This is a genomic window from Aeromonas sp. MR16, from assembly GCF_022549315.1.
In the GTDB taxonomy this organism is placed as follows: Bacteria; Pseudomonadota; Gammaproteobacteria; order Enterobacterales; family Aeromonadaceae; genus Aeromonas; species Aeromonas aquatica.
The window spans coordinates 42,364-63,957 of the sequence record NZ_JAKZFK010000025.1 but is presented as its reverse complement, the minus strand read 5'-3'; the positions used below and the strand labels follow the sequence as shown (position 1 = coordinate 63,957).

Annotated in this window: 22 protein-coding genes and 1 pseudogene; 12 read left to right on the top strand and 11 right to left on the bottom strand. The window is 62.8% G+C overall.

From position 1 onward, the window contains the following. Nucleotides 1-120 (top strand): annotated as a pseudogene (locus MM194_RS16600) (IS1595 family transposase); the annotation flags it as partial. A 56-nt stretch (nt 121-176) separates the two neighbouring features. Here the strand turns inward: MM194_RS16600 and MM194_RS16595 are convergent. After that, a complete protein-coding gene (locus MM194_RS16595) occupies nt 177-1,388 on the bottom strand; it encodes a winged helix-turn-helix domain-containing protein (RefSeq protein WP_241344177.1) in 1,212 nt (403 codons plus the stop codon). A gap of 69 nt (nt 1,389-1,457) precedes the next feature. Further along, nucleotides 1,458-2,099, bottom strand: coding sequence for a class I SAM-dependent methyltransferase (locus tag MM194_RS16590; RefSeq protein WP_241344176.1), 642 nt, complete (start codon nt 2,097-2,099; stop codon nt 1,458-1,460). Nucleotides 2,100-2,337: 238 nt separating this feature from the next. Here MM194_RS16590 and MM194_RS16585 point away from each other — a divergent pair, with 238 nt between their 5' ends. The 3 genes from MM194_RS16585 (at nt 2,338) to MM194_RS16575 (ending at nt 5,417) form a co-directional block, all read left to right on the top strand. Continuing rightward, nucleotides 2,338-3,156, top strand: coding sequence for an SDR family oxidoreductase (locus MM194_RS16585; RefSeq protein WP_033130986.1), 819 nt, complete (start codon nt 2,338-2,340; stop codon nt 3,154-3,156). Nucleotides 3,157-3,243: 87 nt separating this feature from the next. Next, nucleotides 3,244-3,960 (top strand): response regulator, encoded by a 717-nt coding sequence (locus MM194_RS16580; RefSeq protein WP_241344175.1) that lies wholly within the window; start codon nt 3,244-3,246, stop codon nt 3,958-3,960. Beyond that, nucleotides 3,957-5,417, top strand: a complete 1,461-nt coding sequence (locus MM194_RS16575; RefSeq protein WP_241344174.1) for an ATP-binding protein — start codon at nt 3,957-3,959, stop codon at nt 5,415-5,417. The genes MM194_RS16580 and MM194_RS16575 overlap by 4 nt, the downstream gene beginning before the upstream one ends. Nucleotides 5,418-5,488: 71 nt before the next feature. Here the strand turns inward: MM194_RS16575 and MM194_RS16570 are convergent, their stop codons facing one another. Further along, nucleotides 5,489-5,977, bottom strand: a complete 489-nt coding sequence (locus MM194_RS16570; RefSeq protein ID WP_033130983.1) for an ATP-dependent zinc protease — start codon at nt 5,975-5,977, stop codon at nt 5,489-5,491. A 432-nt stretch (nt 5,978-6,409) separates the two neighbouring features. Between MM194_RS16570 and MM194_RS16565 the strand changes: the two genes are divergently transcribed. From MM194_RS16565 to MM194_RS16540, 6 genes are all read left to right on the top strand, one after another. Then, nucleotides 6,410-7,453, top strand: coding sequence for a GMP reductase (locus MM194_RS16565; RefSeq protein WP_033130982.1), 1,044 nt, complete (start codon nt 6,410-6,412; stop codon nt 7,451-7,453). Nucleotides 7,454-7,552: 99 nt separating this feature from the next. Beyond that, a complete protein-coding gene (earP, locus tag MM194_RS16560; RefSeq protein WP_241344173.1) occupies nt 7,553-8,740 on the top strand; it encodes an elongation factor P maturation arginine rhamnosyltransferase EarP in 1,188 nt (395 codons plus the stop codon). Between the two features lie 43 nt (nt 8,741-8,783). Continuing rightward, on the top strand, nt 8,784-9,350 hold the full coding sequence (gene efp / locus MM194_RS16555) for an elongation factor P (protein WP_011707002.1): 567 nt from the start codon (nt 8,784-8,786) through the stop codon (nt 9,348-9,350). Nucleotides 9,351-9,546: 196 nt separating this feature from the next. Beyond that, nucleotides 9,547-10,158, top strand: a complete 612-nt coding sequence (locus MM194_RS16550; protein WP_241344172.1) for a DUF2238 domain-containing protein — start codon at nt 9,547-9,549, stop codon at nt 10,156-10,158. A 110-nt stretch (nt 10,159-10,268) separates the two neighbouring features. Then, complete coding sequence (locus tag MM194_RS16545; protein ID WP_241344171.1) at nt 10,269-11,021, top strand: DUF3530 family protein; 753 nt, start codon at nt 10,269-10,271, stop codon at nt 11,019-11,021. Nucleotides 11,022-11,139: 118 nt separating this feature from the next. Further along, on the top strand, nt 11,140-12,096 hold the full coding sequence (locus MM194_RS16540) for a D-2-hydroxyacid dehydrogenase (RefSeq protein ID WP_241344170.1): 957 nt from the start codon (nt 11,140-11,142) through the stop codon (nt 12,094-12,096). Between the two features lie 177 nt (nt 12,097-12,273). Here MM194_RS16540 and MM194_RS16535 read toward each other — a convergent pair whose 3' ends face one another. The 3 genes from MM194_RS16535 to MM194_RS16525 all read right to left on the bottom strand — a co-directional run bounded on the left by MM194_RS16535 (nt 12,274) and on the right by MM194_RS16525 (nt 15,889). Further along, nucleotides 12,274-13,356, bottom strand: coding sequence for a glycerophosphodiester phosphodiesterase (locus MM194_RS16535; protein WP_241344169.1), 1,083 nt, complete (start codon nt 13,354-13,356; stop codon nt 12,274-12,276). Between the two features lie 252 nt (nt 13,357-13,608). Beyond that, nucleotides 13,609-14,094 (bottom strand): YMGG-like glycine zipper-containing protein, encoded by a 486-nt coding sequence (locus tag MM194_RS16530; protein ID WP_033130976.1) that lies wholly within the window; start codon nt 14,092-14,094, stop codon nt 13,609-13,611. 250 nt (nt 14,095-14,344) lie between these two features. Continuing rightward, entirely contained in the window at nt 14,345-15,889 is a 1,545-nt protein-coding gene (locus MM194_RS16525; protein ID WP_033130975.1) for a sensor domain-containing diguanylate cyclase, read from the bottom strand. A 291-nt stretch (nt 15,890-16,180) separates the two neighbouring features. Here MM194_RS16525 and MM194_RS16520 point away from each other — a divergent pair, with 291 nt between their 5' ends. Beyond that, complete coding sequence (locus MM194_RS16520; protein ID WP_033130974.1) at nt 16,181-16,783, top strand: nitroreductase family protein; 603 nt, start codon at nt 16,181-16,183, stop codon at nt 16,781-16,783. A 52-nt stretch (nt 16,784-16,835) separates the two neighbouring features. On the opposite strand, the gene MM194_RS16515 is transcribed toward MM194_RS16520, so the two are convergent. Both MM194_RS16515 and MM194_RS16510 read right to left on the bottom strand, forming a co-directional pair. Next, on the bottom strand, nt 16,836-17,498 hold the full coding sequence (locus MM194_RS16515) for an HAD-IA family hydrolase (protein ID WP_241344168.1): 663 nt from the start codon (nt 17,496-17,498) through the stop codon (nt 16,836-16,838). Beyond that, on the bottom strand, nt 17,495-17,740 hold the full coding sequence (locus MM194_RS16510; RefSeq protein ID WP_033130972.1) for a hypothetical protein: 246 nt from the start codon (nt 17,738-17,740) through the stop codon (nt 17,495-17,497). The genes MM194_RS16515 and MM194_RS16510 overlap by 4 nt, the downstream gene beginning before the upstream one ends. 115 nt (nt 17,741-17,855) lie before the next feature. Between MM194_RS16510 and MM194_RS16505 the strand changes: the two genes are divergently transcribed. Next, nucleotides 17,856-18,767 carry a LysR family transcriptional regulator gene (locus MM194_RS16505; protein WP_241344167.1) on the top strand — a complete coding sequence of 304 codons (912 nt, stop codon included), beginning with the start codon at nt 17,856-17,858 and terminating at the stop codon, nt 18,765-18,767. A gap of 95 nt (nt 18,768-18,862) precedes the next feature. Here MM194_RS16505 and MM194_RS16500 read toward each other — a convergent pair whose 3' ends face one another. The 3 genes from MM194_RS16500 to MM194_RS16490 form a co-directional block, all read right to left on the bottom strand. Further along, nucleotides 18,863-19,552: an excalibur calcium-binding domain-containing protein gene (locus MM194_RS16500; RefSeq protein ID WP_033130970.1), complete on the bottom strand. Its 690-nt coding sequence runs from the start codon at nt 19,550-19,552 to the stop codon at nt 18,863-18,865. Between the two features lie 108 nt (nt 19,553-19,660). Then, nucleotides 19,661-20,227 carry an isochorismatase family cysteine hydrolase gene (locus MM194_RS16495; protein ID WP_241344166.1) on the bottom strand — a complete coding sequence of 189 codons (567 nt, stop codon included), beginning with the start codon at nt 20,225-20,227 and terminating at the stop codon, nt 19,661-19,663. Nucleotides 20,228-20,381: 154 nt separating this feature from the next. Beyond that, on the bottom strand, nt 20,382-21,545 hold the full coding sequence (locus MM194_RS16490; RefSeq protein ID WP_241344165.1) for an FAD-dependent monooxygenase: 1,164 nt from the start codon (nt 21,543-21,545) through the stop codon (nt 20,382-20,384). Nucleotides 21,546-21,594: the final 49 nt, after the last annotated feature.

Genomic DNA, 21,594 nt, shown 5'->3' with positions numbered 1-21,594 from the left:
TATTTGAGGAATTATCTGGGCTGGCGAAGGATGTTGGAGCGTTATGGGCAGGCAGTGGATATCCCGCGTTGCTTGCATGAGGCGCTGGGGCGCCCCATGCAACACGTAATTGGGACATAGCCTTTTTATTTGCCTGCATTATTTGCCTGCAATGAGTTAGCGATGACGCCTGTCCACTAGGGCGCCTTGGACCACAGCGCCAACAGGGGCGCGGGGATGGCACCAAGTTGCAGGATCGGCGTCCGGTGCCAGTCCGCCAGCTTCTGCAGTGCCCTGGCCAGATCCTGCGCCAGTATATTGGTCACCCTGACCCCTGCCTCCAGATAGAGGCTCTTGACCTCGAACACCCCCTCCTTGCGATGGGCCTTGGCATCGAGGCGGCCCACCAGCTTGCCGCGGTGTAGCAGGGGCAGCACGAAGTAGCCGTACTGGCGCTTGGGCGCCGGGGTGTAGCACTCGATGCGGTAGTCAAAGTCGAACAGCTCCTTGGCCCGCTTGCGATCCCACACCAGGGGATCGAAGGGTGAGAGCACTGCGGTATGGGTCGCCTTGAGGGAACCCGCCTGCGCCAGCTCATCGGCCAGGGAGGCGTGGACGAAGGCGCCGTGCTGCCAGCCCTCGACCCGCACCGGCAGCAGCTCCCCCTCGTCCGCCAGCTGATGGAGCAGGGCATCGTACTTGCCACGGCGCAGGCGATAGTAGTCGGCCACCCAGCCGGTCTTGACCAGTCCCAGCGCCCGGCAACTGGCACGCACCATGTCCCTCTGCGCCTGCTCCGAGCTCGGCAAGTCCCGGCCGTCGTCCCAGTCCGGACGCACCCGCTCGGCGAGATCGTAGACCCGCTGGAAGTTGCGCCGCTCGCGCACCATCAGCTGGCCGGCGGTGAACAGCACCTCCAGATGGCGCTTCTCCGGTTTCCAGTCCCACCAGCCATTGCCCTTGCCCTCCTTGCGTTCAAAGTCAGCGGCGCGCACCGGCCCATCCCGGCGAATGCGCTCGACTATCTGCTCTATCTCGCCACCGTGGGTCTTGAGCCACTGGGCGGAGAACTTCCAACCCATGGCGGCGGGATCCAGCATGCGATGGCGCAGCAGCCGGTAGTCCTCGCGGGGAACGAAGCAGGCCTCATGGGCCCAGTATTCGAAGATGTCACCTCCTGCCAGCAGTTGCTCCAACCAGGCGGGCTCGTACTGGCCAAGGCGGCTGAACAGCACCAGATAGGGGCTGCGCGCCACCACTGAGATGGTGTCTATCTGCAGCAGCGCCATGCGTTGAATGCAGGCCAGCACGTCGGCCGGTCGCGCCTTGCGCCTGGGGGGCATCAACAGCCCCTGGGCCGCGAGTTGCAGGTGACGGGCGTCTTGCAGGGAGAGATGAGGGATCGACATGGGGATACCAGCTCCTTGGTAACAAGGCTCCCAGCATGCCCAACTCATGGCCAAATGAAAACGGCTGACTCAGGGTTTGGTGATGACGGCCACATCCGCATGGGGGAACTGGACCTCTGCCTGCCAGCGATCCGCCAGGGCACGAAACGACGCCTCGGCGAAGAACACGATGTGAGTCGGATCGTGGCGGTAACGCCAGCTCCTGAAGCGCTCGTCACCGAGCACCCGCTGGGTCTGCAGCACCAGGATGCCGCCGGATCTCAGGCAATCCCAAAGCCCGTCCAGCGCACTGCGCGGATCGGCGATGTGCTCGATCACCTCGGTGCTGGTGATGAAGTCATATTGCCGATTGAGCAACTCGGGCTCGTCGGCGTAGAACTTGTCGTAGCCCGCCATCTCAAAGCCCGCCTCCCGTCCCATGGCGATCAGCGCAGGGCCGGGGCCACAGCCAAAGTCGAGGCCGCTGGCCGGGGGTGGCACCCGGGCGAGCACCTCCCCGAAGGCCCGCATCAGGAAGCCGCGGTAGCGGGGATCGTCCACCTGGTTGTCGTGTCCGTCGTAGACCGCCTTCTCCGCCGCCGGCGCCAGATGGCAGGCCGGATCCAGCCAGACCAGCTCACAGCCGAGACAGCGATGGTAATGCTTGCCGGCAACGGGCAGAGAATAACTGTTGGGATGGTCGCAGAGTGGGCAGCAGGGGGAGGAAGCCATAAGGAGTCTCGCGTTGAACGAATGCCCGGCAGGGTGCCTGCCCCCTCGGTCGCTGGCAAGGGATTTTGTCCCCCCTGCTCGGCCGTTCGTAGTGGACTGTTATGCCTCCCTTAAGGGTTCCTTAAGCCTGGTCCCTTATTCTTGCGAGCAACAGGTGCGGGTCGGCGGCCCTCATGGCCCCAAACCCAGGCCGGATTGCGCCTTCTCTCGGTCTGCTCTTAGGGATGAACATCTCATCATGAAACTGCAAGGAAAACGCGTGCTGCTCACCGGTGCCAGCGGCGGGATAGGCGAAGCATTGGCTCAGGAGCTGGCGGCGCAGGGTGCGTACTTGCTGTTGCAGGGCCGCAGGGCAGTCGCACTGGAGCGACTGCGCAGGGATCTGACTCAGTCCGATCGGCACCAGATAGTGATCGCCGATCTCGGCTCGGCGTCCGAGCGGGCCAGCCTGCTGCAACACCCCATGCTGGATGAAGGGCTGGACGTGCTGATCAACAACGCTGCCACCAACCAGTTCGCCTGGCTGGAAGATCAGAGCGCGGAGCAGGTCGAGCGCCAGCTGCGCCTCAACATCGAGGCCCCCATCCAACTCACCCGCGCCCTGCTGCCGAGGATGCGCAAACCCGCCGTCATCATGAACGTGGGGGCCAATCTGGGGGCCGTCGGCCACCCCGGTTACAGCGTCTACTGCGCCAGCAAGTTTGCCCTGCACGGTTTTAGCGAGGCCCTCGGCCGTGAGCTGGAAGGCTCGGGCATCAGGGTGCTCCACTTCGCCCCGCGCACCACCCGCACCCGGCTGGACTCCGAGGCCGCCTACGCCATGAACGTGGCCCTTGGCACCCCCATCGATAGCCCCTATGTGGTGGCCGAGCAGGCCGTCATCGCCTTGTGCAACGAGACCCGCCGCCGCTGGCTCGGCTGGCCGCAGGCGATGATGGTGCGCCTCAACGCCCTCTGTCCCTGGCTGGTCGACCGGCTGCTTGCCCGCCAGCAAGCAGTCATCAAACACTATGCCCGCCACGGGCAGCCCGGCATCACCGGCCACAACGCCAAGTGATGAGTGCCATCCTGCTTCCTCGATGATGTAAACTGGAGCCGTCTGCCTGTCTGATGGCGACTATTTGATGGATGGAGAACGACAAAGATGCGGATCCTGTTGATAGAGGATGATGTGATGTTGGGGGATGGCATGCAGGATGCACTTCGTCACAGCGGTTACACCGTGGACTGGTTGCAACAGGGCTTGCCGGCCCTCGCCGCACTCAAGACTGACGAGTTTGCCGCCATGATCCTGGATCTCAACCTGCCGGACATCGATGGCATCAGCTTGCTGCGCAAGCTGCGCCGGGAGGGATATCAGCTACCCGTGCTGATCCTCACCGCCCGCGATGCCCTCGACGATAGAGTGGTCGGGCTGGATGCGGGCTCCGATGACTACATGGTCAAGCCCTTCGCCCTGCAGGAGCTCAATGCCCGCCTGCGCGCCCTGGTGCGCCGCAGCAAGGGGCAGGCGCAGGCCAGCCTGGAATACGGGGATATCCTGATCCACCCCGATGCCCAGCAGGTCACCTATCAGGGCGAGCCCGTCCGGCTCACTCCCCACGAATACAAACTGCTGCAGGAGCTGGTGAGCCAATGCGGCCGGGTGCTGAGCAAGGAGCAACTGCAGCAAAGTCTCTATGGCTGGGATGAAGGGGCCGAGAGCAACGCAGTGGAGGTGCACATCCACCACCTGCGCAAGAAGTTCTACTCCGAACTCATCCGCAACATCCGCGGGGTGGGGTATATAGTGCCGCAGATCGAGTCGCAGATTGACTCGCAACGCAATGCCTCAAGCGCCGAAGGATCGCCCCGTTCATGACTCGCGTCCGCTCCATCCGCCGCTTCCTGCTTGCCGGGATACTGGCCCTGGTCAGTGTCAGCCTGGCCGTCAGCGGCTTCATCGGCTATCTCGAAGCGAACCACGAGATGGAAGAGCTGTTCGATGCCCGCCTCGCCCAGTCCGCCCGCATCACCAACCAGCTGCTCAGCCGTTATCTGAAGCAACGCGGCGAGCTGCCCAGCAACGGGGCCGTCTACCAGGAGTGGGAGCAGGCCGTGCCCGATGACCCCCATCAGGAGAAGCGCAGCTTCAGCCAGCTGGGGCGGGACAACGAATTCACCCCCTACGGTCATGAGTTCGAACGCAATCTCTACTTCCAGCTGCTCGACGAGCGGGGTGCCATACTGCTGCGCTCTCCGAGCGCGCCAGCCCAGCCACTGACTACTCTGGAGCGCGGCTTCAACAGTGAGACCAAGGATCACCACGAGTGGCGCACCTTCACCCTCTACAACGAGGATCAGCGCACCTGGCTCATCGTCGCGGAGCGGGACGATGAGCGCGGCGAGCTGGCCAGCAGCATGGCCACCCTGACCATGCTACCGCTGTTCATCACCCTGCCCTTCCTGCTCGGCCTGCTGTGGTGGCTGGTCTCGGCCGGCCTGTCCCCGTTGCGCCAGGTCGCCCAGGCCATCAGTGAACGCCATCCCGCCAACCTGAGCCCGCTCACCCTGAGCCTCAAGGCCGAGGAGCTGACGCCCATCGTCAACGAGATCAACCGACTGATGCACACCCTGGCCGACACCATAGAGCGGGAGAAGCAATTTACCAACGAGGCGGCCCACGAGCTGCGCACCCCGCTGGCGGTGCTACGCATTCACAGCGAGAACCTGATGGCGGCCGAGGACGATGCCACTCGGGAGCAGGCACTGCGCAAGATGCTGCTGGCCCTCGATCGCAGCGATCGGCTGATCCGCCAGCTGCTGACCCAGGCCCGCATCGACAACCAGCAGACACCGGCCCTGAACCGGCTGGACTTGAGCCAGTTGCTGCAAGGAACACTCGCCACCCTGGCGCCGCTCGCCCTCAAGAAGGAGCAACAGCTCTCGCTGGAGGGGGAAGAGCATCTGCAGGTGATGGGGCAAGCCGTGCTGATGGACCTGATGTTTGGCAATCTCATCGACAACGCCCTGCGCTACACCCCGGCCGGGGGCGAAATTGCGGTGATGATCGCCGCAGAGGGGAACAGGGTCAGGGTGGATATCAGGGACAGCGGCCCCGGCATTCCCACCGCGGCGCTGTCACGCCTGTGTGAGCGCTTCTATCGGGTCAATCCCCAGCAGGGGGATGGGGTGGGGCTCGGCATGGCCATCGTCCGGCGTATCGCCGAGTTGCATGGCGCGGATCTCGACGTGCACAACCGACCCCACGGCGGGTTGGAGGTCAGCATCTGGCTGCCCATTCCCCACCACATCGATGCGCCCTCTGCCCATTCCTGAATGTAAAAACGGCCCATCATGGGCCGTTTTTACATCGACAAGATAGCGACTCAACGCCAGCAAGTTGGCCGCTAATCGCAGCTGGGTTGCACGGTAAAGGTACGACTGGAGTCCACTGGCCCCAGCTCGGCCAGCAAGCGGCGCCCCAATAGCACCGGATAGTTCATGTCGCTGCGATCCCGCAGGGTGAACCACTCCTGATAAACCTTGTCACCGAGGCAGATGGACATGGTCACCGTGGGTCTCTCCTCCATGCCACCGGCACCGCGCACCGTCACGCTGCGCTCCACCGGGCGCTCTAGGGTCTGCATCACCTCCTTGTCGGTGTTGGCATCGGTCAGCACCAGGGTGAAGCGCACCCAGGGCTTGCCATCGCGCTTAAAGTGCTGCAAGGCGCGCGCATCCAGGGACGACGTGAGGGCGCCGGTATCGAGCTTCATCTTCACCGCCACCCGCTTCGCCGACGTCGCATCCGGCATGATCAATCCCTTCTCGATCCAGCCATAGACGGTCGGGGCGGCCCAAATGCCGGGTGACAAGCAGAGGCTGGCCAACAGCAACCAGCGAAATTTATGTGATCCGGACACGTTGTCTTCCTCATCGGGGCGGACCGGCAATGGCCCGCCCTGCCAGAGTGGGCAGCGCCATGGCGACTGTCAACTGGCAAAACTCGCGTAGCGGATAAAGCCGGGAACCCGGCTGCGGCGCGGGCCAGTGGCGCGACAGCATCTGGCCAGGAAGGCGTTGAGGTGGGAATAAGGCGAGGAGCGGTCGGCATCGAAAAGGTGCTGGATGACCCCCACTGCCGCGCTCAGGTTGTGACGCCAAAGGCTAACACAAGGCTTCGTGAATTATCAGTCTTGTTCTGACGGGATTTTTCCCTAGACTGTTGTAAACCGGAGGCCTTGAAAACCTGCGGTTTTTTTGTGCCTGCCGACAATTTGCCCACTGCAAAAGTGACGTATCACACAAGGCTCAATAAGGAATTCGCAATGCGTATCGAAGAAGACTTGAAGCTCGGTTTCAAGGATGTCCTGTTCCGCCCCAAGCGCTCTACTCTCAAGAGCCGTTCCCAAGTCAGCCTGACCCGTCAGTTCACCTTCAAGCACACCCAAACCCAGTGGCAGGGGGTGCCCGTCATCGCCGCCAACATGGACACGGTCGGCAGCTTCGCCATGGCCAGAACCCTGGCCGGCTTCGAGATGATGACGGCGGTACACAAGCACTACAGCCTCGCGCAGTGGCAAACCTTCGTCAATGAGACCGATCCGGCCCTGCTCGGCCATGTGATGGTCTCCACCGGCACTTCCGAAGAGGACTTCACCAAGACTCGCCAGATCCTCGCCATGTCAGGCGCCCTGCGCTTCATCTGCGTGGACGTGGCCAACGGCTACTCCCAGCACTTCGTCGAATTCCTGCGCAGGATCCGCGAGGCCTGCCCGCACCACGTCATCCTGGCGGGCAACGTGGTCACCGGCGAGATGGTGGAGGAGCTGATCCTCTCCGGCGCCGACATCGTCAAGGTCGGCATAGGCCCGGGCTCTGTCTGCACCACCCGGGTCAAGACCGGGGTCGGCTACCCCCAGCTCTCCGCCATCATTGAGTGCGCCGATGCGGCCCACGGCCTCGGTGGCCAGATCGTCGGTGACGGCGGCTGCACCTGCCCGGGTGACGTGGCAAAAGCCTTCGGCGGCGGCGCTGACTTCGTGATGCTGGGGGGCATGCTGGCGGCCCACGAGGAGTGCGGCGGTGAAGTGGTGGATGTGGATGGCACCCCCTTCATGAAGTTCTATGGCATGAGCTCGTCCAGCGCCATGGACAAACACGCCGGCGGCGTCGCCGATTACCGCGCCTCCGAGGGAAAAACCGTGCTGCTGCCCTATCGCGGCCCGGTGGAAAATACAGTGCGCGACATCCTCGGCGGCGTGCGCTCAACCTGCACTTATGTAGGCGCTAGCCAGCTCAAGGAACTGACCAAGCGCACCACCTTTATCCGGGTGCGCGAGCAGGAAAACAACGTCTACGGCAAGGAGTAAGTTCCTCTTCGGCCCAATGCCGACCGTTAGAAGCCTGTCAGCCGGTGTGCTACCCTGCCCACCGGTTTTTTTGTCTCTTTTTTATATAGGTGCCCACCCATGGCAACCCCTGCGCCTCTTTCTCTGCCCCCGTTTGACTGGGATATCTTCTGCTGCGTCGTGGACAACTTCGGCGACATCGGCGTCACCTGGCGACTCGCCAGCCAGTTGCAGCGGGAGGGCCACGGTCAGGTCCGGCTCTGGGTGGACGATCTGGCCAGCTTCGCCCGCATCTGCCCAGGGCTGGATCCTGCACAGGATGGTCAATGGATAGAGGGCATCTATGTTCAGCGCTGGCATGACACAGTGCCGCCCAACATCGTGCCGGCCAGGGTCGTCATCGAAGCCTTCGCCTGCGAACTGCCCGCCCCCTTCGTGCAGGCCATGGCCGAGCAGAGCCCGCCCCCCTGCTGGATCAATCTGGAATACCTCAGTGCCGAAGCCTGGGTCGAGGATTGCCACGGCCTCGCCTCCCCCCAGCGGGTGGGCAAGCTGAGCCTCAATAAATACTTCTTCTTCCCGGGCTTCACCCCCAGAACCGGTGGCCTGCTGTGCGAACAGGGGCTCATCGCGGCGCGGGAGCAGTGGCAGCAGGATGAGGCAGGCCTTGCCGCCTACTGGGCCGGCCTGGGATTGGCACCCAAGGGGAAGGATGAGCTGAGGATCAGCCTCTTCACCTACGAGAGCCCGGCGCTGAAAAGCCTGGTCGCGAGCTGGAGCCAGGGCGCCACCCCGATCACCCTGCTGCTGCCGCTGGGCCGTTCGCTCCGCGATGTGTTGACCGGTGCCGGACTGGCAAACGCCATCCCCACCGCCCAGGCCGGGGATCTGCTGCATTCGGGCCATCTCACCATCAAGCTGTTGCCGATGACGGATCAGGCCGGCTACGATCGGCTGCTGTGGAGCTGCGATCTCAACCTGGTGCGGGGCGAAGACTCCTTCGTGCGAGCCCAGTGGGCGGCCCGCCCTTTCCTGTGGCACATCTACCCCCAGGACGATCTGGCCCACATCGCCAAGCTGGATGACTTTCTCGACCACTATCTGGCCGACTTGCCGCCCCAAGCAGGCCAGTGGCTGCGCGCCTTCAACCAGGCCCTCAATCATGGGCAAGATGTGCGCGAACTCTGGGCCCAATGGCCACAATTCGGCACTATTTGGCAACAACATGCGCGAAGCTGGTCACAGAAGTTGCTTGCCGATGGGGATCTCGTCACTCGGCTGGTGAAATTTTTAGAAAGCCGTATATAATCTGGCAGTTTTTATCTGCCCGTATACGAACAGGAATTTTTACATGAAAACCGCACAGGAAATCCGCGCTGGTAACGTCGTCATGATCGGTACCGAGCCGATGGTGGTCCAGAAAGCCGAATTCAACAAATCCGGCCGTAACTCCGCCGTGGTCAAGATGAAGCTGAAAGGCCTGCTGAACGGCAGCGCCACCGAGACCGTATTCAAGGCTGACGACAAGCTGGAAGTCGTTCAACTGGAGCGTAAAGAGTGCACCTACTCCTACTTCTCCGACCCCCTGTATGTCTTCATGGACACCGAGTACAACCAGTACGACGTCGAGAAAGACAACCTGGGTGACGCGCTGAACTACATGGTTGACGGCATGGAAGACATCTGCGAAGTGACTTTCTACAACGAGAAAGCCATCTCCGTCGAGCTGCCGACCACCATCGTCCGCGAAGTTGAGTACACCGAGCCGGCCGCCCGTGGCGACACCTCCGGTAAAGTGACCAAGCCTGCCCGTCTGAAGGGCACCACCTACGAGCTGGCCGTTGCCGCCTTCGTAGAGATCGGCGACAAGATCGAGATCGATACCCGCACCGGCGAGTTCAAGCGTCGCGTCAACTGATCCGACGGCTTCATGCCAGTGTAGAAAAAGCGAGCCCAGGCTCGCTTTTTCTTTGCGCGCAATAGCGCCAGTGCTGTTCAGCCCGGGTCAGTGACAGTGAGCCGCAGGTTGGGGGAGAATTCGCTCGCCCCCTTCCATCTCGCGTCAATCGGGGCTACACCATGAAGTCAGACTTCTCCTTCATCACGGGCTCCTTATGACATCTCATCAAAAAATCCTGCTGTTGTTGCTCACCCTGCTGGCACTGGCCGTCTCTGGTTGGCAACCCTATGACCGCGTGACCTGGCTGCTGGAAGTCATCCCCGTGCTCATCGTCATGCCGCTGCTGATCCTGAGCCACGAGCGCTACCCCCTCACCACCTTGCTCTATCTCGGCATCTTCCTGCACGCCCTGGTGCTGATCCTGGGGGGCGCCTACACCTATGCCCGGGTGCCGCTCGGCTTCGATCTGCAGCAGTGGTTCGAACTCAGCCGCAACCCCTATGACAAGATTGGCCACTTCTTCCAGGGCCTGGTGCCCGCCCTGGCCTGCCGGGAGATACTGCTGCGCGGTCACCACGTGCAAGGCAAGCGCATGCTGGCGTTTCTGGTGATCTGCGTGGTGCTGGCCATCAGCGCCACCTATGAGCTCATCGAGTGGGGCGCCGCACTGGCGCTGGGTCAGGGCGCAGACGAGTTCCTCGGCACCCAGGGGGATCCCTGGGATACCCAGTCCGACATCTTCTGTGCCCTGATCGGGGCCATCAGCGCCCTGCTGCTGTTCACTCCCCTGCACGATCGGCAGCTGGCCAGACTGGAACAACGTTAAGGCTCAGGGGGAAGGGGTCTGCTCCTTCCCCCTACCAGGCACCGCAAAACGATCGCCGCCCTTCAGAAAAAGGATCTGCCGCCGTTAACCCGAGTAACCGGGGAGCGCATATGGCCAGATTATCCTTACCACTGCTGTTGTTGAGCCTGCTGGCAAGCCACTGCTTGTCGGCCAGCGAGCAGGCGCCTCCCGCACCGCTCGACCACTGGCAGGAGGCCGACTGGAAAGGCCTGCCAGCCAGCATCCAGGTCGACAAGCAGACGGTGTTGTTCGCCAAACACAGCAGCGATAACTACCTGGGGCTCGCCATACTATTGCCGGACTGGCAGCGCAGCGGCCAGTTGTGGCAGCTGACCCGGGATCTCGGCCGACTCGGCTTCGATATCCTGTTGCTGCTGCCTTCCCCCCAGCAGACCGAGCTGGATCCGGCCGCAGAGAAGAAACAGAAGACCATGGACGCCTTTCGCCAGCAATTTGCCGAGCGCATCGTCAAACTCAGCGATGCCAAGCTGCAGGAGGGCGGCTTCAAGCTGCTGCTGGCACAGGGCACCAGCGCGGCCTGGGCCGCCAACCTCATCGCCAGCGAACAACTCCCCGCCCCCGATGCCCTGGTGCTGCTCGACGGTTTCTTCCCCAATCAGCTGAGCAACCAGACCCTGGCAAAACAGGTGGCTCAGGCCAGCATTCCGACCCTTGATCTCTATCAGGAGGAAGGGGGGCGCTGGCCTTTGCTGGCGGCCGAGGCGCGCAAGAGCGAGAGCCGCCGCAGCCACAAACTCAACTACCGCCCCTACGCCCTGATGGAACTGGACGAGACACCCGCCCGCATCCAGGGCTGGCTGACCCACCTCGGCTGGATCTGACCCAGTCACGGGGTATAGGCATATTCGGGCCAGGTTGTGACGGTCGCGAGCAGGCCGCAGGGCTGGTCAGCCCGCCCCCATCTTTGGCATGATGGCCTCATCAATGGCAGGAGGCTTCATGCAGCAAATCGTGTTTCTCGACAGCGACACCCTGGACGCCGGCATCAAGCTGGGTCGCCCCGATTTTCCCCATCACTGGCAGAGCTACCCCAATACGGTGCAGGAGCAGGTGGTAGAGCGGCTCAGATGTGCCAGCATCGCCATCATCAACAAGATCCGTATCGGCGCCGCCGAGCTGGCCCAGCTACCCGAGCTTCGCCTGATCGCCCTGGCCGCCACCGGCAGCGACAACCTGGATCTGGAAGCCTGCCGCGCCGCCAATGTCGCGGTGTGCAACATCCGCAACTACTCGGGCCCCTCGGTCCCCGAGCATGCCATGGCGCTGATGCTGGCCCTGTCGCGCAACCTGTTCGCCTGGCGTCAGTCCCTGCTGGAGGGGCGTTGGCAGCAGAGCGGCCAGTTCTGCTTCTTCGATCACCCCATCTCGGATCTGCACGGCAAGCGCCTCGGCATCATCGGCAAGGGCACCCAGGGCCAGGCCCTGGGTCAACGCGCCAGCGCCATCGGCATGGAGGTCTATTACGCCCAGAGTCAGGTCGGTGCCGTGGGCGATGAAGACAGGCTGCCGCTGGAGGCCCTGCTGCAGAGCGCGGATGTCATCAGCCTGCACTGCCCGCTGACCCCCTATACCCGCCATCTCATAGGCGAGCGGGAGCTGGCCATGATGAAACCGGGCGCCCTGCTCATCAACGTGGGCCGGGGCGGCCTGGTGGACGAACAGGCCCTGCTCGAGGCGCTGGCCAACGGCCGGCTCGGCGGCGCCGGGTTCGACGTGGCGAGCCAGGAGCCACCGCCCCCCGACCACCCGCTGATGCGGGCCCTGCAATACCCCAACTTCATCCTGACCCCCCACGTGGCCTGGGCCAGCGCAGAGTCGATGCAGCGCCTCGCCGATCAGCTGATCGACAATATCAACGCCTTCGCCGTCGGCCGACGCCAGCATCGGCTGGTCTGACGCCTGGCCATGGAAGAGGAGCCCGCAGGTGATGTCGGCCGAGCATCATGACCGGATGAACGCGAAAAAATGAGGGGAGGCACAGTGCCTCCCCTCTGGTATTTCGCCAGTCGGCGAATACTGCGTCGCTGACTGGCGTGCCTCACTGGCATCGTTCTCGGTCTCCCGCTCTGCGCCTCAACGCAGGGCGACGGGGGGTGGCAGCGGGATGCCCCGCGCCTCCATCACCACCCGCAGCCGATCCGGGTAGTCTGTGATCATGCCGTCGACCCCGTTCTCCAGCATACGGTTCATGGTGCCCTCATCGTCGACCGTCCAGGGGATCACCTTGATGCCCTCGGCGTGAGCCGCATCGACCAGATCCGGCGTGGTGTACTCCACATAGCCAGGATCCCCGTAACGACCCCCCTGAGGATCCCCGTGCACCGGGGAGATGGCATTGGCACCGAAGGAGACCACGGCCTGCACCAGCTCCCCATTGAAGTCATCGATGTCGATACCGCCCAGCCAGGGAGAGGCCCCCGGCATACCAACCTGCAGGAACGGCTGGCCATTGGTCAGGGCGATGATGGGCAGGCTGGGTTCGAGCTCCCGTACCAGCATGAGCGCACCCCAGTCGAAGCTCTGTATGGTCGCCTGTCGCATCAGGCCCGCGTCACGGATGTCCTTGAGCACCGTCTTGACGAAGAGTTCCCGGGGGGCCGTCTCCTCCGGCGCGGCGGCCTCGACCTTGGTCTCGATATTGAGCAGCACCTGATCGGCCCGATAGGACTTCACCAGGGCGAACACCTCTTGCAGGGTCGGCATGGTGGCGCCGGGGACCAGCACCTGTTCCGGAAAATCGGCCAGTGGCAGGGAGCCGCAATCCAGGGTCTTCACCTGAGCCAGAGTCAGGTCCTTGATATATTTCCCCACGTAGGGGTACTGGGGATCGCCCGGGCTAACGGGCTCGGTATCCAGGCACTTCTTGTCCGAGATCTTGCGATCATGGGTCACGACCGCGATGCCATCCCGGGTGATCTGGGTATCCATCTCCAGGGTGGTGACCCCCATCTCAAGGGCATTGGCAAAGGCCGCCAGGGTACTCTCCGAGACGAGACCGAGGCCGCCACGATGCGCCTCGAGATCGAAGGCTCTGGGCTCGTGGAACAGATGCGATGTAGAGTCAGGCGGGGATGTCGACTCATTCTCATTGCAGGCCGAGAGCAACAGGGGGGCAAAGAGCACCACGCTCAGGAGGCGAGGTGTGGGAATAGGCATGACAATAACCTTATTGAGTAAGAGGTTCAGCTAACCTAACTCCTTTGTATTTCTAAAATATTAATCTTATTGATGTTTTGATTGTTATTTTCTTCCTCTGTTTTCCACCGAGGGCGGCGGGGCAAAGCACCGAACCCCCTTGACCCGAATACCGCAGACGTCATGCAACGAAAACCTCATAAAAAATGCCGGTCAGCCTTGGCTGACCGGCATCGGCGACCCGCAGGTCCCTCTGTCATGGGCAGGATGACATCAGTCGTCATCGTGCCATCTGTGCTTCTTGTGCTTCTTGTGATGACCACGGTGATAACCGTTGTCATCATAGTAACGGCGGCCGCCTTTGTAGTTGTCACGGGACTCGTGGCCATCGCCGGTTCTCGCCCCTATGGCGGCGCCACCGGCACCACCCACACCAGCCCCGATCAAGCGACCGGTGTCGCCCCCCACGCTCTTGCCGATGGCGGCACCGCCGAGGGCGCCGACCGCGCCACCAATGGCGGCTTCGTTCTTGTTACCCTTGTTCGCCGTCGCGGCGCCACCGGCCGCACCGCCGACGGCGGCGCCCACCAGGGCGCCGGTATCTCCGCCCAGCTGCTTGCCGATCATGGTGCCCGCCACCCCACCGAGGCCGCCACCCAGGACGGTGTTGAGATCTTCAGAGGCCAGTACCGGGCCGCTGCCCAACAGCAGTGCGCCCAACAGCGCCATTGCGCTCATACCGTATTGCTTCATCTCCATGGGGTACTCCTGTCAAACCTGATTGATTATTTTCCTGCACTATACAAAGCGCCAAAAACTCCGCTACCCGGGCAACGGGATCTCAACCGGCAGATAAACTGTCTCTCCTTCGCGACAGCTATCGTTAAAATAAGATAACCATCTGAAAAAAAAACTAAAAAAAAAAGTCACAGGGGAAATCATCCCCCCTGTGACCCATGTCTCATTTGTCGCAGCCCCATTTTCTCTCACGGCGCTCAGACAGATACTGTCACGACAGAGCAGCCAGGGTGCCAGCCTCCTCTCTTTCCGACCACAGATGCCAACAGTCCCGTCCCCGTCGCTTGCTCTGGTACAGGCAGGTGTCCGCTTGCTCGAACAGAGTATCCGCGGCATCCGGATAACGGGCCCCACCCGCACTCAGGGTGATGGGCTCCTTGAATTCCCGCCATTTCAGCTCTCGCACTCGGGTGAGGAGGTGATCCAGACTGGGGCCTATATCGAGGCTATTCCAGGGCAGCAGGGCGGCGAACTCATCGCCACCGATGCGATAGACCTGGGTGCTGCCAAAGGATCGCGCCAGTATGGTCGCCACCCGGCGCAGCACCGCATCCCCCACCCCATGGCCCCAGCTGTCGTTGATCCGCTTGAAGCAATCCAGATCCAGCAGCACCAGCCAGTGGGGGATCTGTTCCTGCTCCAACCTGATGCGGTCCTGATCGAAGGCGCGCCTGTTCATGATGCCGGTGAGGGGATCCTGCAACAGCGCATCCTGCCCCTGCAGCAGATGGGTCCTGACCTGGTCTATCTCGCCGAGGCTGCCGTGCACGAACCAGGTGTGCTGCCTGTGCGGGATGGCCATCGGATCCGTGCTCTGCCGGATGTCGTTGAGGGAGCCCTGGATCAACGCCTGCTCCTGGCGAAAGATCCGCACCAGGAAAATGAGGCTGCATAGCCAGATGCCGAGCAGGGCCAACGCGGGCAGCATCACCATCAGCAGGGTCTCCCGCAGGCTGTCATGAAATCGGGACGGCGGCAGATAGAGGTTGAGATCCCAGTCGATGTCGGCCAGCGCCAGCCTGAGGTGACTGCCATGCCGGATCACGTCCAGCCCGCTCGTCCCGTATCCGGCCTCAGGCCCGGCAGCCGGCAACAATTGCTGATTGTGCCCCACCACCAGCTGGCCGGAGTGACGCTCGGTGATATGGATGGCGGCCTGCTCATCCCCAAGCGCCCTGCGCAGCGCTGCCTGCAGGGAGCCGAACGACATGTCGACCATCAGCAGGCCCAGCAGCAGCCCCTCGCCGTCTTCGACCCGCTTGATCAGGGTCAGGGCCTGGTTGGTCGAGTCGTAGTCCTGGTAGGGACCGAACCAGATCAGCTTGTCGCTGTCGGTGGCCAGTGCCTGGTACCAGGGGCGCGTCTTCGGCTGGTAGCTCGGCGGCGCAGATCTGGCGGGGTAGCTGTCGACCCGGTTGATACGGGCATTGTAGAAATAGAGGTAGTGAGCGTCGTGCTTGAACTGGTGAGCGATGGCCCAGATGGGATTGATGGCCGACTCCCCCCTGGCGATGGCGGTCTTGTCCAGGGAAGCCTCCAGCACCGCGAGCTGCCTCTGGTTGGCCAGCACCATCTCGTGGATCAGGGTGGCTTCGATGGAGCCGAGCATGTGCTGATAGCCGGCAATCGTCTTGTCTACGCTGCGCAGGTAGCTGGACAGGGCCAGCAGCAGGGTGGCGATCAATACCAGGGCGCCGAGCAGGAAGGAGAGCGGGGTCAGCACGTAGTAGCGCCGTTTGATTATCTCGCCTGCCATAGCACCCTCTATAAAATATCCTGCCAGATTGATTCTATGGTGGGATGCGCCGAAAAAATATTGATTGGAATCATTAACATCCATTTTACTGACAAATGATGAATTATCAGCTCCGATGAGCTATTGCGGATTTCTTCATGTGAATATCCATAAAAAGTAGAAACACTCATCACCCTGTGTTGACGGTTTATCGTGCAGAGGGTGTTATAGTCGATGACTCGAAAGATCGGAGCCAGATGACCTTCATGGCCCATGACTGGCGACGATGATTCAGTAAACCAAGGAGATGTTATGAGCAGTCCGTTTATCGAACAGATCAAAGTACGTCGTACCATCTATGCCCTGGGTGACCAGGTGTCCCAGTCACCGGCACAGCTGAGCGCCCTCATCAAGGATGCCATCAAGCACAGCCCCTCATCGTTCAACTCCCAGAGTTCGCGCGCCGTCATCCTGTTTGGGGCCGAGCACCACAAGCTGTGGGACATCGTCAAGGCGGAGCTCAAGAAGATAGTCCCGCCAGAGGCCTATCCCCAGAGTGAGGCCAAGGTGGATGGCAGCTTCCGTGCGGGTGCGGGCACAGTGCTGTACTTCGAAGACAGGGCCGTGATCCAGGATCTGCAGCAGAAATTTGCGCTCTATGCCGACAACTTCCCCATCTGGTCCGAGCATGCCACCGGGATCGCCCAGTTCGCGGTCTGGACCGCCCTGGCCCAAGAGGGGATTGGTGCCTCCCTGCAGCACTACAATCCGCTGATCGACGAGGCTGTTCGCAAGGAGTGGGATCTGCCCGCCAGCTGGCTGCTGCGCGCCCAGATGCCCTTTGGCAGCATCAAGCAACCGGCCGGTGACAAGACCTTCATCGACGACGAGGTTCGCTTCCGGGTCTTCGGCTAACCGCTCCCGCCCCCTCACCGAGGGGGCCTTTTTCTGCCCCTTTCCCCCGAATTCAGCCAAGCAGGCGATTCGGAAGGCTGAGCAAAAGCCCCGCCACCTCCTCAGTCACCCTCATCGGCCGCCAGTCGTTCAGCCACCCGCTCACCCTGGCATCGAGCAAACGCTCACCCCCTATCTGCACCACCTGACAACCGGCCTGCAGGGCGCTCGCGATACCGGCCTGTGCATCCTCAAACACCAGACAGTCGGCGGGATCCAGGCCAAGCCGACTCGCCGCCAGCAGATAGGGCTCGGGATCCGGCTTGCCCCGCACCACGTCATCCCCGCCAATCATCAGTCCCGGCTGCGGCAACCCGGCGTCGGCGAGCCGACCCTGTGCCACTCGCTTGCTGGCGGAGGTGACCAGGGCCCAGCGATCGGCAGGCAAGTCATGGAGCAGGGCCCGAGCCCCCTCGACTGGCTCGGCCACGCCCGCGTGCGCAAGTTCCAGCTCGTCCAGCCGGACCATCTCCTGCGCTATGTCCAGCTGGGGCGCCAGTGCCTCGATCACCTCCTTGGCCCGCACCCCGTGACACATGGCCAGCACGGGCTCAGGCGCCAGCCCATGGTGACAGCACCAGATTCGCCACACGGTTTCCACGCCCGCAGTCGACTTGACCAGGGTGCCATCCATGTCCAGCAACAGGGCCCTGGCCCGCAAGATGATGGTACTCATGTCGCCGCTCCCGCCAACCCGGGTTCGACCCCGGAGAGCGAGCTGGAGAGTGCCTGACGCTGAGCCCTGCCCTCATAGCAGGCCATCGCCTGTTCGGTGTCGCTCGCCCACACCAGCAAGGGGGCGACCACGAATCCCTGTGACAACAGGCTGGTCAGCAGTTCCCCCGTCTCGGTTGCGGCCAGCGGCTGAGCCATGATGAGGCTTCCCTTGATCAAAAACAGATAGCGTTCGGTATGCATGATGTGATCCCTCGTTCCCAGTTCAGACCGGCTGTCGGTCCGTGACAACCTCATTAGAACAAGGTAGATAGATAATTTATAATCACTAAATCGCCACATTGGATAACCAAACGGAATGAAATTCGACCTGAGACAGCTGCAGGCTTTCGTGACGCTGGCCGAGACCGCCAACTACCGGGAGGCCGCCAACCGGCTATTCATCACCCAGCCGGCGCTCACCAAGCAGATCCAGGGGCTGGAGCTGAGCCTCGGCACCACCCTGTTCAACCGGGGTCGCCACGGCGCCGAGCTGACCGCCATCGGCGCCCAACTGCTCACCCAGGCCAGCGCCCTGGTCGAGCACGGCAAGGGCTTCGAGCACCATGCCCTGGCACTGGCGAGCGGCGTCGCCGGACGGCTCAAGATGGGCTTCGGACTGTCGAGTTTCGTGCTGGCCCCCTCCCTGGTCGCCCGTTTCAAACGGCAGGTGCCCGAGGTGCTGGTGCACCTGCAGGACATGCCCTCCGCCATCCAGCACGAGCTGTTGCTATCGGGGCAGTTGCAAATCGGCTTTATGCGCCGGCCACAGGCACCGCAACTGCAAGAGCACCGACTGCTGACCGATCGGCTGGTGCTGGCGGTGCCGACCCAGCTGATAGGGCCAGATCCCGCCGCCTTCGAGGTGGAGCGGGCGCTGACCCGGCAGCCCCTGTTGCAGATGGTGGGCCATCGCTGTCCCGGCCTCACCCAGCAGATCGCCAGCTTCCTCGGCGCCAACCGGCTGACCGGCATGATCCAGGAGGCGGAAGACATCCAGACCCTGGTAGCCCTGGTCGCCGCCGGGATCGGCAACGCCATACTGCCCCGCAGCGTCAGCTTTATCGCCGGTCCGGACGTGACCCTCTACCCCCTCTCGGGACCCTACTCCGAGTGGGAGATCAGCCTGGTGTGGAACCCGACCTTCGCCGATCCCATTCGCGATCGCTTCCTGGCACTGGTCAGGGCGGAACATCCAGAGGTGGAGGCCAGGCCCAGCCTCTCCTCTTGATGCAGGGTGATTGATGGGCATTCCCTGCCGACGGCGCAGGGCAAGAAGAGGTCAACCCGGACGGGCTGGCCTCTTCGCCTGATGGCCTTGGCAACTCAGTGGCCGCACCACTGATCTTCACAGGGGATACCATCCCCCTCTCCGTCCATCTTCATGTTTGGGCAGTTTTGCAAAAACCAGGTCGCCTCCTCACAAGACGTCATCTGGGAGCAATACTGCCGGCCGTCGCACTGACGGGCGAAGACCGGGGCCTGCGATGTGCTATATGAGGCGCTGCTCTCTCCCTGACTGAAAGAGGAAGCTGGCGGCGGCGAGACCGACTCGGCCGAGAAACGGGAATAAATGGAGAACAGGCCCGCCAGCACCAGCAAGGGAATAAGCTTGCCGCGCCAGTTGCTCTTGCGCCTGTAGGTGGGTTGTCTGCGGGGCCGAGGCGTCGCGCTCTGCGCCATGGAGGGGGCGGAGGGTGGCAAGCGGCTGGATTCATTGCGCGTGGGGGAGGGCCGCTCCAGCGCTGGGCTGAATCCATCCGCCAGCGACAGGGGCCGGTCGGGGAAGAACACCTGCAGGGCGCAGGGCTTGCCATCCTTGCCGGTGCCCAGCTGATAGGAGACCCGCTCCCCCGCCTCCGGCGGTGTGCCGTCGAAGGTCAGGGAAGAGACGTGCACGAACAGATCCGCGTCTCTCTGCTCTTGTTGTGAATATGACTGTGGCTGCGACTGCGGCCTGATAAAGCCAAAGCCGCGCTCCCGGTTCCAGCTCGCAATGTTTCCTTGATAACGCATGCCCTCATCCTTGTGGCCAGCTCTGTTTCTGCCATCTTGCCCCAAAACCACGCGGTTTCAACAGCGGCCCATGAGCAAAATGTGAGCGACTCGATAAGAGCGAGGGTTTCAGCTCAGCTGGGCCACCTTGATGATCTCGGCGATGCGGCCGAGCATGCGCAGCGAGCCGTGATGATCCATGGCATCGGCCGCGGCGCAGGCATCCTCGAGGATGGTGATGCGGTAATCCCTGTCGTGCCCATCCCGGGTGGCGGCCTGAATGGCCCAGCTGGTGCTGATCCCGCACAGGTAGAGGTGATCGATCTGGTTGGCCCGCAGCGCCGGCTCCAGCGCGGTGCCATAGAAGGGGCTGACTCTGGGCTTGGTCAGCACCAGATAGCCCGCTTGCACGTCCAGCGCGGGATGAAAGTCGGTGCCGCTGTCGGCCAGCGACAGGGCGCCGAACTGCTGGGCACGACCGAACATGGGGGAGCCCTTGGGCTGCAACTTGTAACCCGCGTCGAAGCCGACCTTGAACAGCACCACCAGCCAACCCTGGGCGCGGGCATGGGCCAGCGCCTGATTCGCGTGGGTGATGGCATCCTGCTCCACCACATGGGCCGCCGAGGCGGCGATGCGCCCGTCCGGGTGGGCCAGATCGTTGATAAAGTCGATCACCAGCAGTGCCTTGTTCATCCCTTTGCTCTCCGATTGTCCGTCTCTGTTCAACCCTTGCGCCCGCCGACATCACCAAAGGTGCTGCCCTTGGGTAATATAAAACACTAGATACATCAGACTGGTGGATTGATACTCCACCACTTAATTAACTAGTAGTGTAAAATGCTACCTCTCACACCAATCCCAGTGCGTAGCGTAGCGCCATCTCCTTGAGCGGGCCCGCCTTGTCCGCCAGATTGAGCGCCAGATTGCGGGCCAGCCGCAGCGGCCCTATCTCGTTGCTGAACACCCCGTAAAAGAGATCCATCCCCGACTGCATCAGCAGATTGTCCGGCCGCCGGCGGCGCTCGTAGCGCCCGGCCTGGGCCAGTTGGTGCCAGTCGCTGCCCGCCTTGGCGAGCAACTCCACCCAGCAGGCCACGTCCTTGAAGCCGAGGTTGACCCCCTGCCCCGCCAGCGGATTGATGGTGTGAGCCGAGTCCCCGAGCAGCACCACCCGCCCGGCGTGATAGTCGTTGGCGTGGCGGCGCACCAGCGGGAAGCAGCCCTTGCCGGTGACGGTGAAGCCGCCGAGCCGGGCCGGGAAGTGGCGGCGCACCTCGGCGGCCAGGGCCTCGTTGCCCATGGCGGACAAGGCGCGGATGCGGGCCGGGCTGTCATACCACACCAGGGAGCCGTGCCGGCCCGGCAGCGGCAGGAAGGCGCGCGGGCCACTCGGGGTAAACTGCTGCCAGGTGATGTCTTCCTGCTCAAACTCGGTGTCGATGTTGATCAACATGCAGTGCTGGCGGTACTCGAAGCGCGAGACGCCGATGCCGGTGAGGCGGCGGGTGAGGGATTCGGCGCCGTCACAGGCCAGCACCCAGCGGGCGGCCAGCTCGGTGCCATCGTTCAGCGTCAGCACCGCGGCGTCCGCGCTCTGGCGCAGACTCTGCACCGCCGCCGGGGTGTGGGTCTGGATGTTGGGAAAGTCCTCCATCCTTTTGAGCAGGGCGAGCTGCACCAGCCGGTTCTCGATGATGTAACCGAGCTGGGGCAGCCCCAGATCGGCGGCATCGAAGCGGGTGGCAAAACCGTCCAGCTCCCAGGTCTCCAGCCGGCGGTAGGGGCACAGCCGCATCTGCTGCAGATGTTGCCAGGCGCCGGCCTGATCCAGCAGGGCCACCGAGGCCTGGCTGATGGCGGAGACCCGCAGATCCAGCGGCTGCTCGGGGGCATAGGGCTCGGGCAGCTGGGTCTCGATGACCCGGATGGAGAGGCCTTGCGCCGCCAGCAGGCAGGCGGTGGCGGCCCCCACCATACCGGCGCCGACGATGGCGATATCACAGTGTTCCATAGCGTGCTTCCTGAAAGAGGATCGCCCAAGGCGAGGAGCCAGAGGCTAA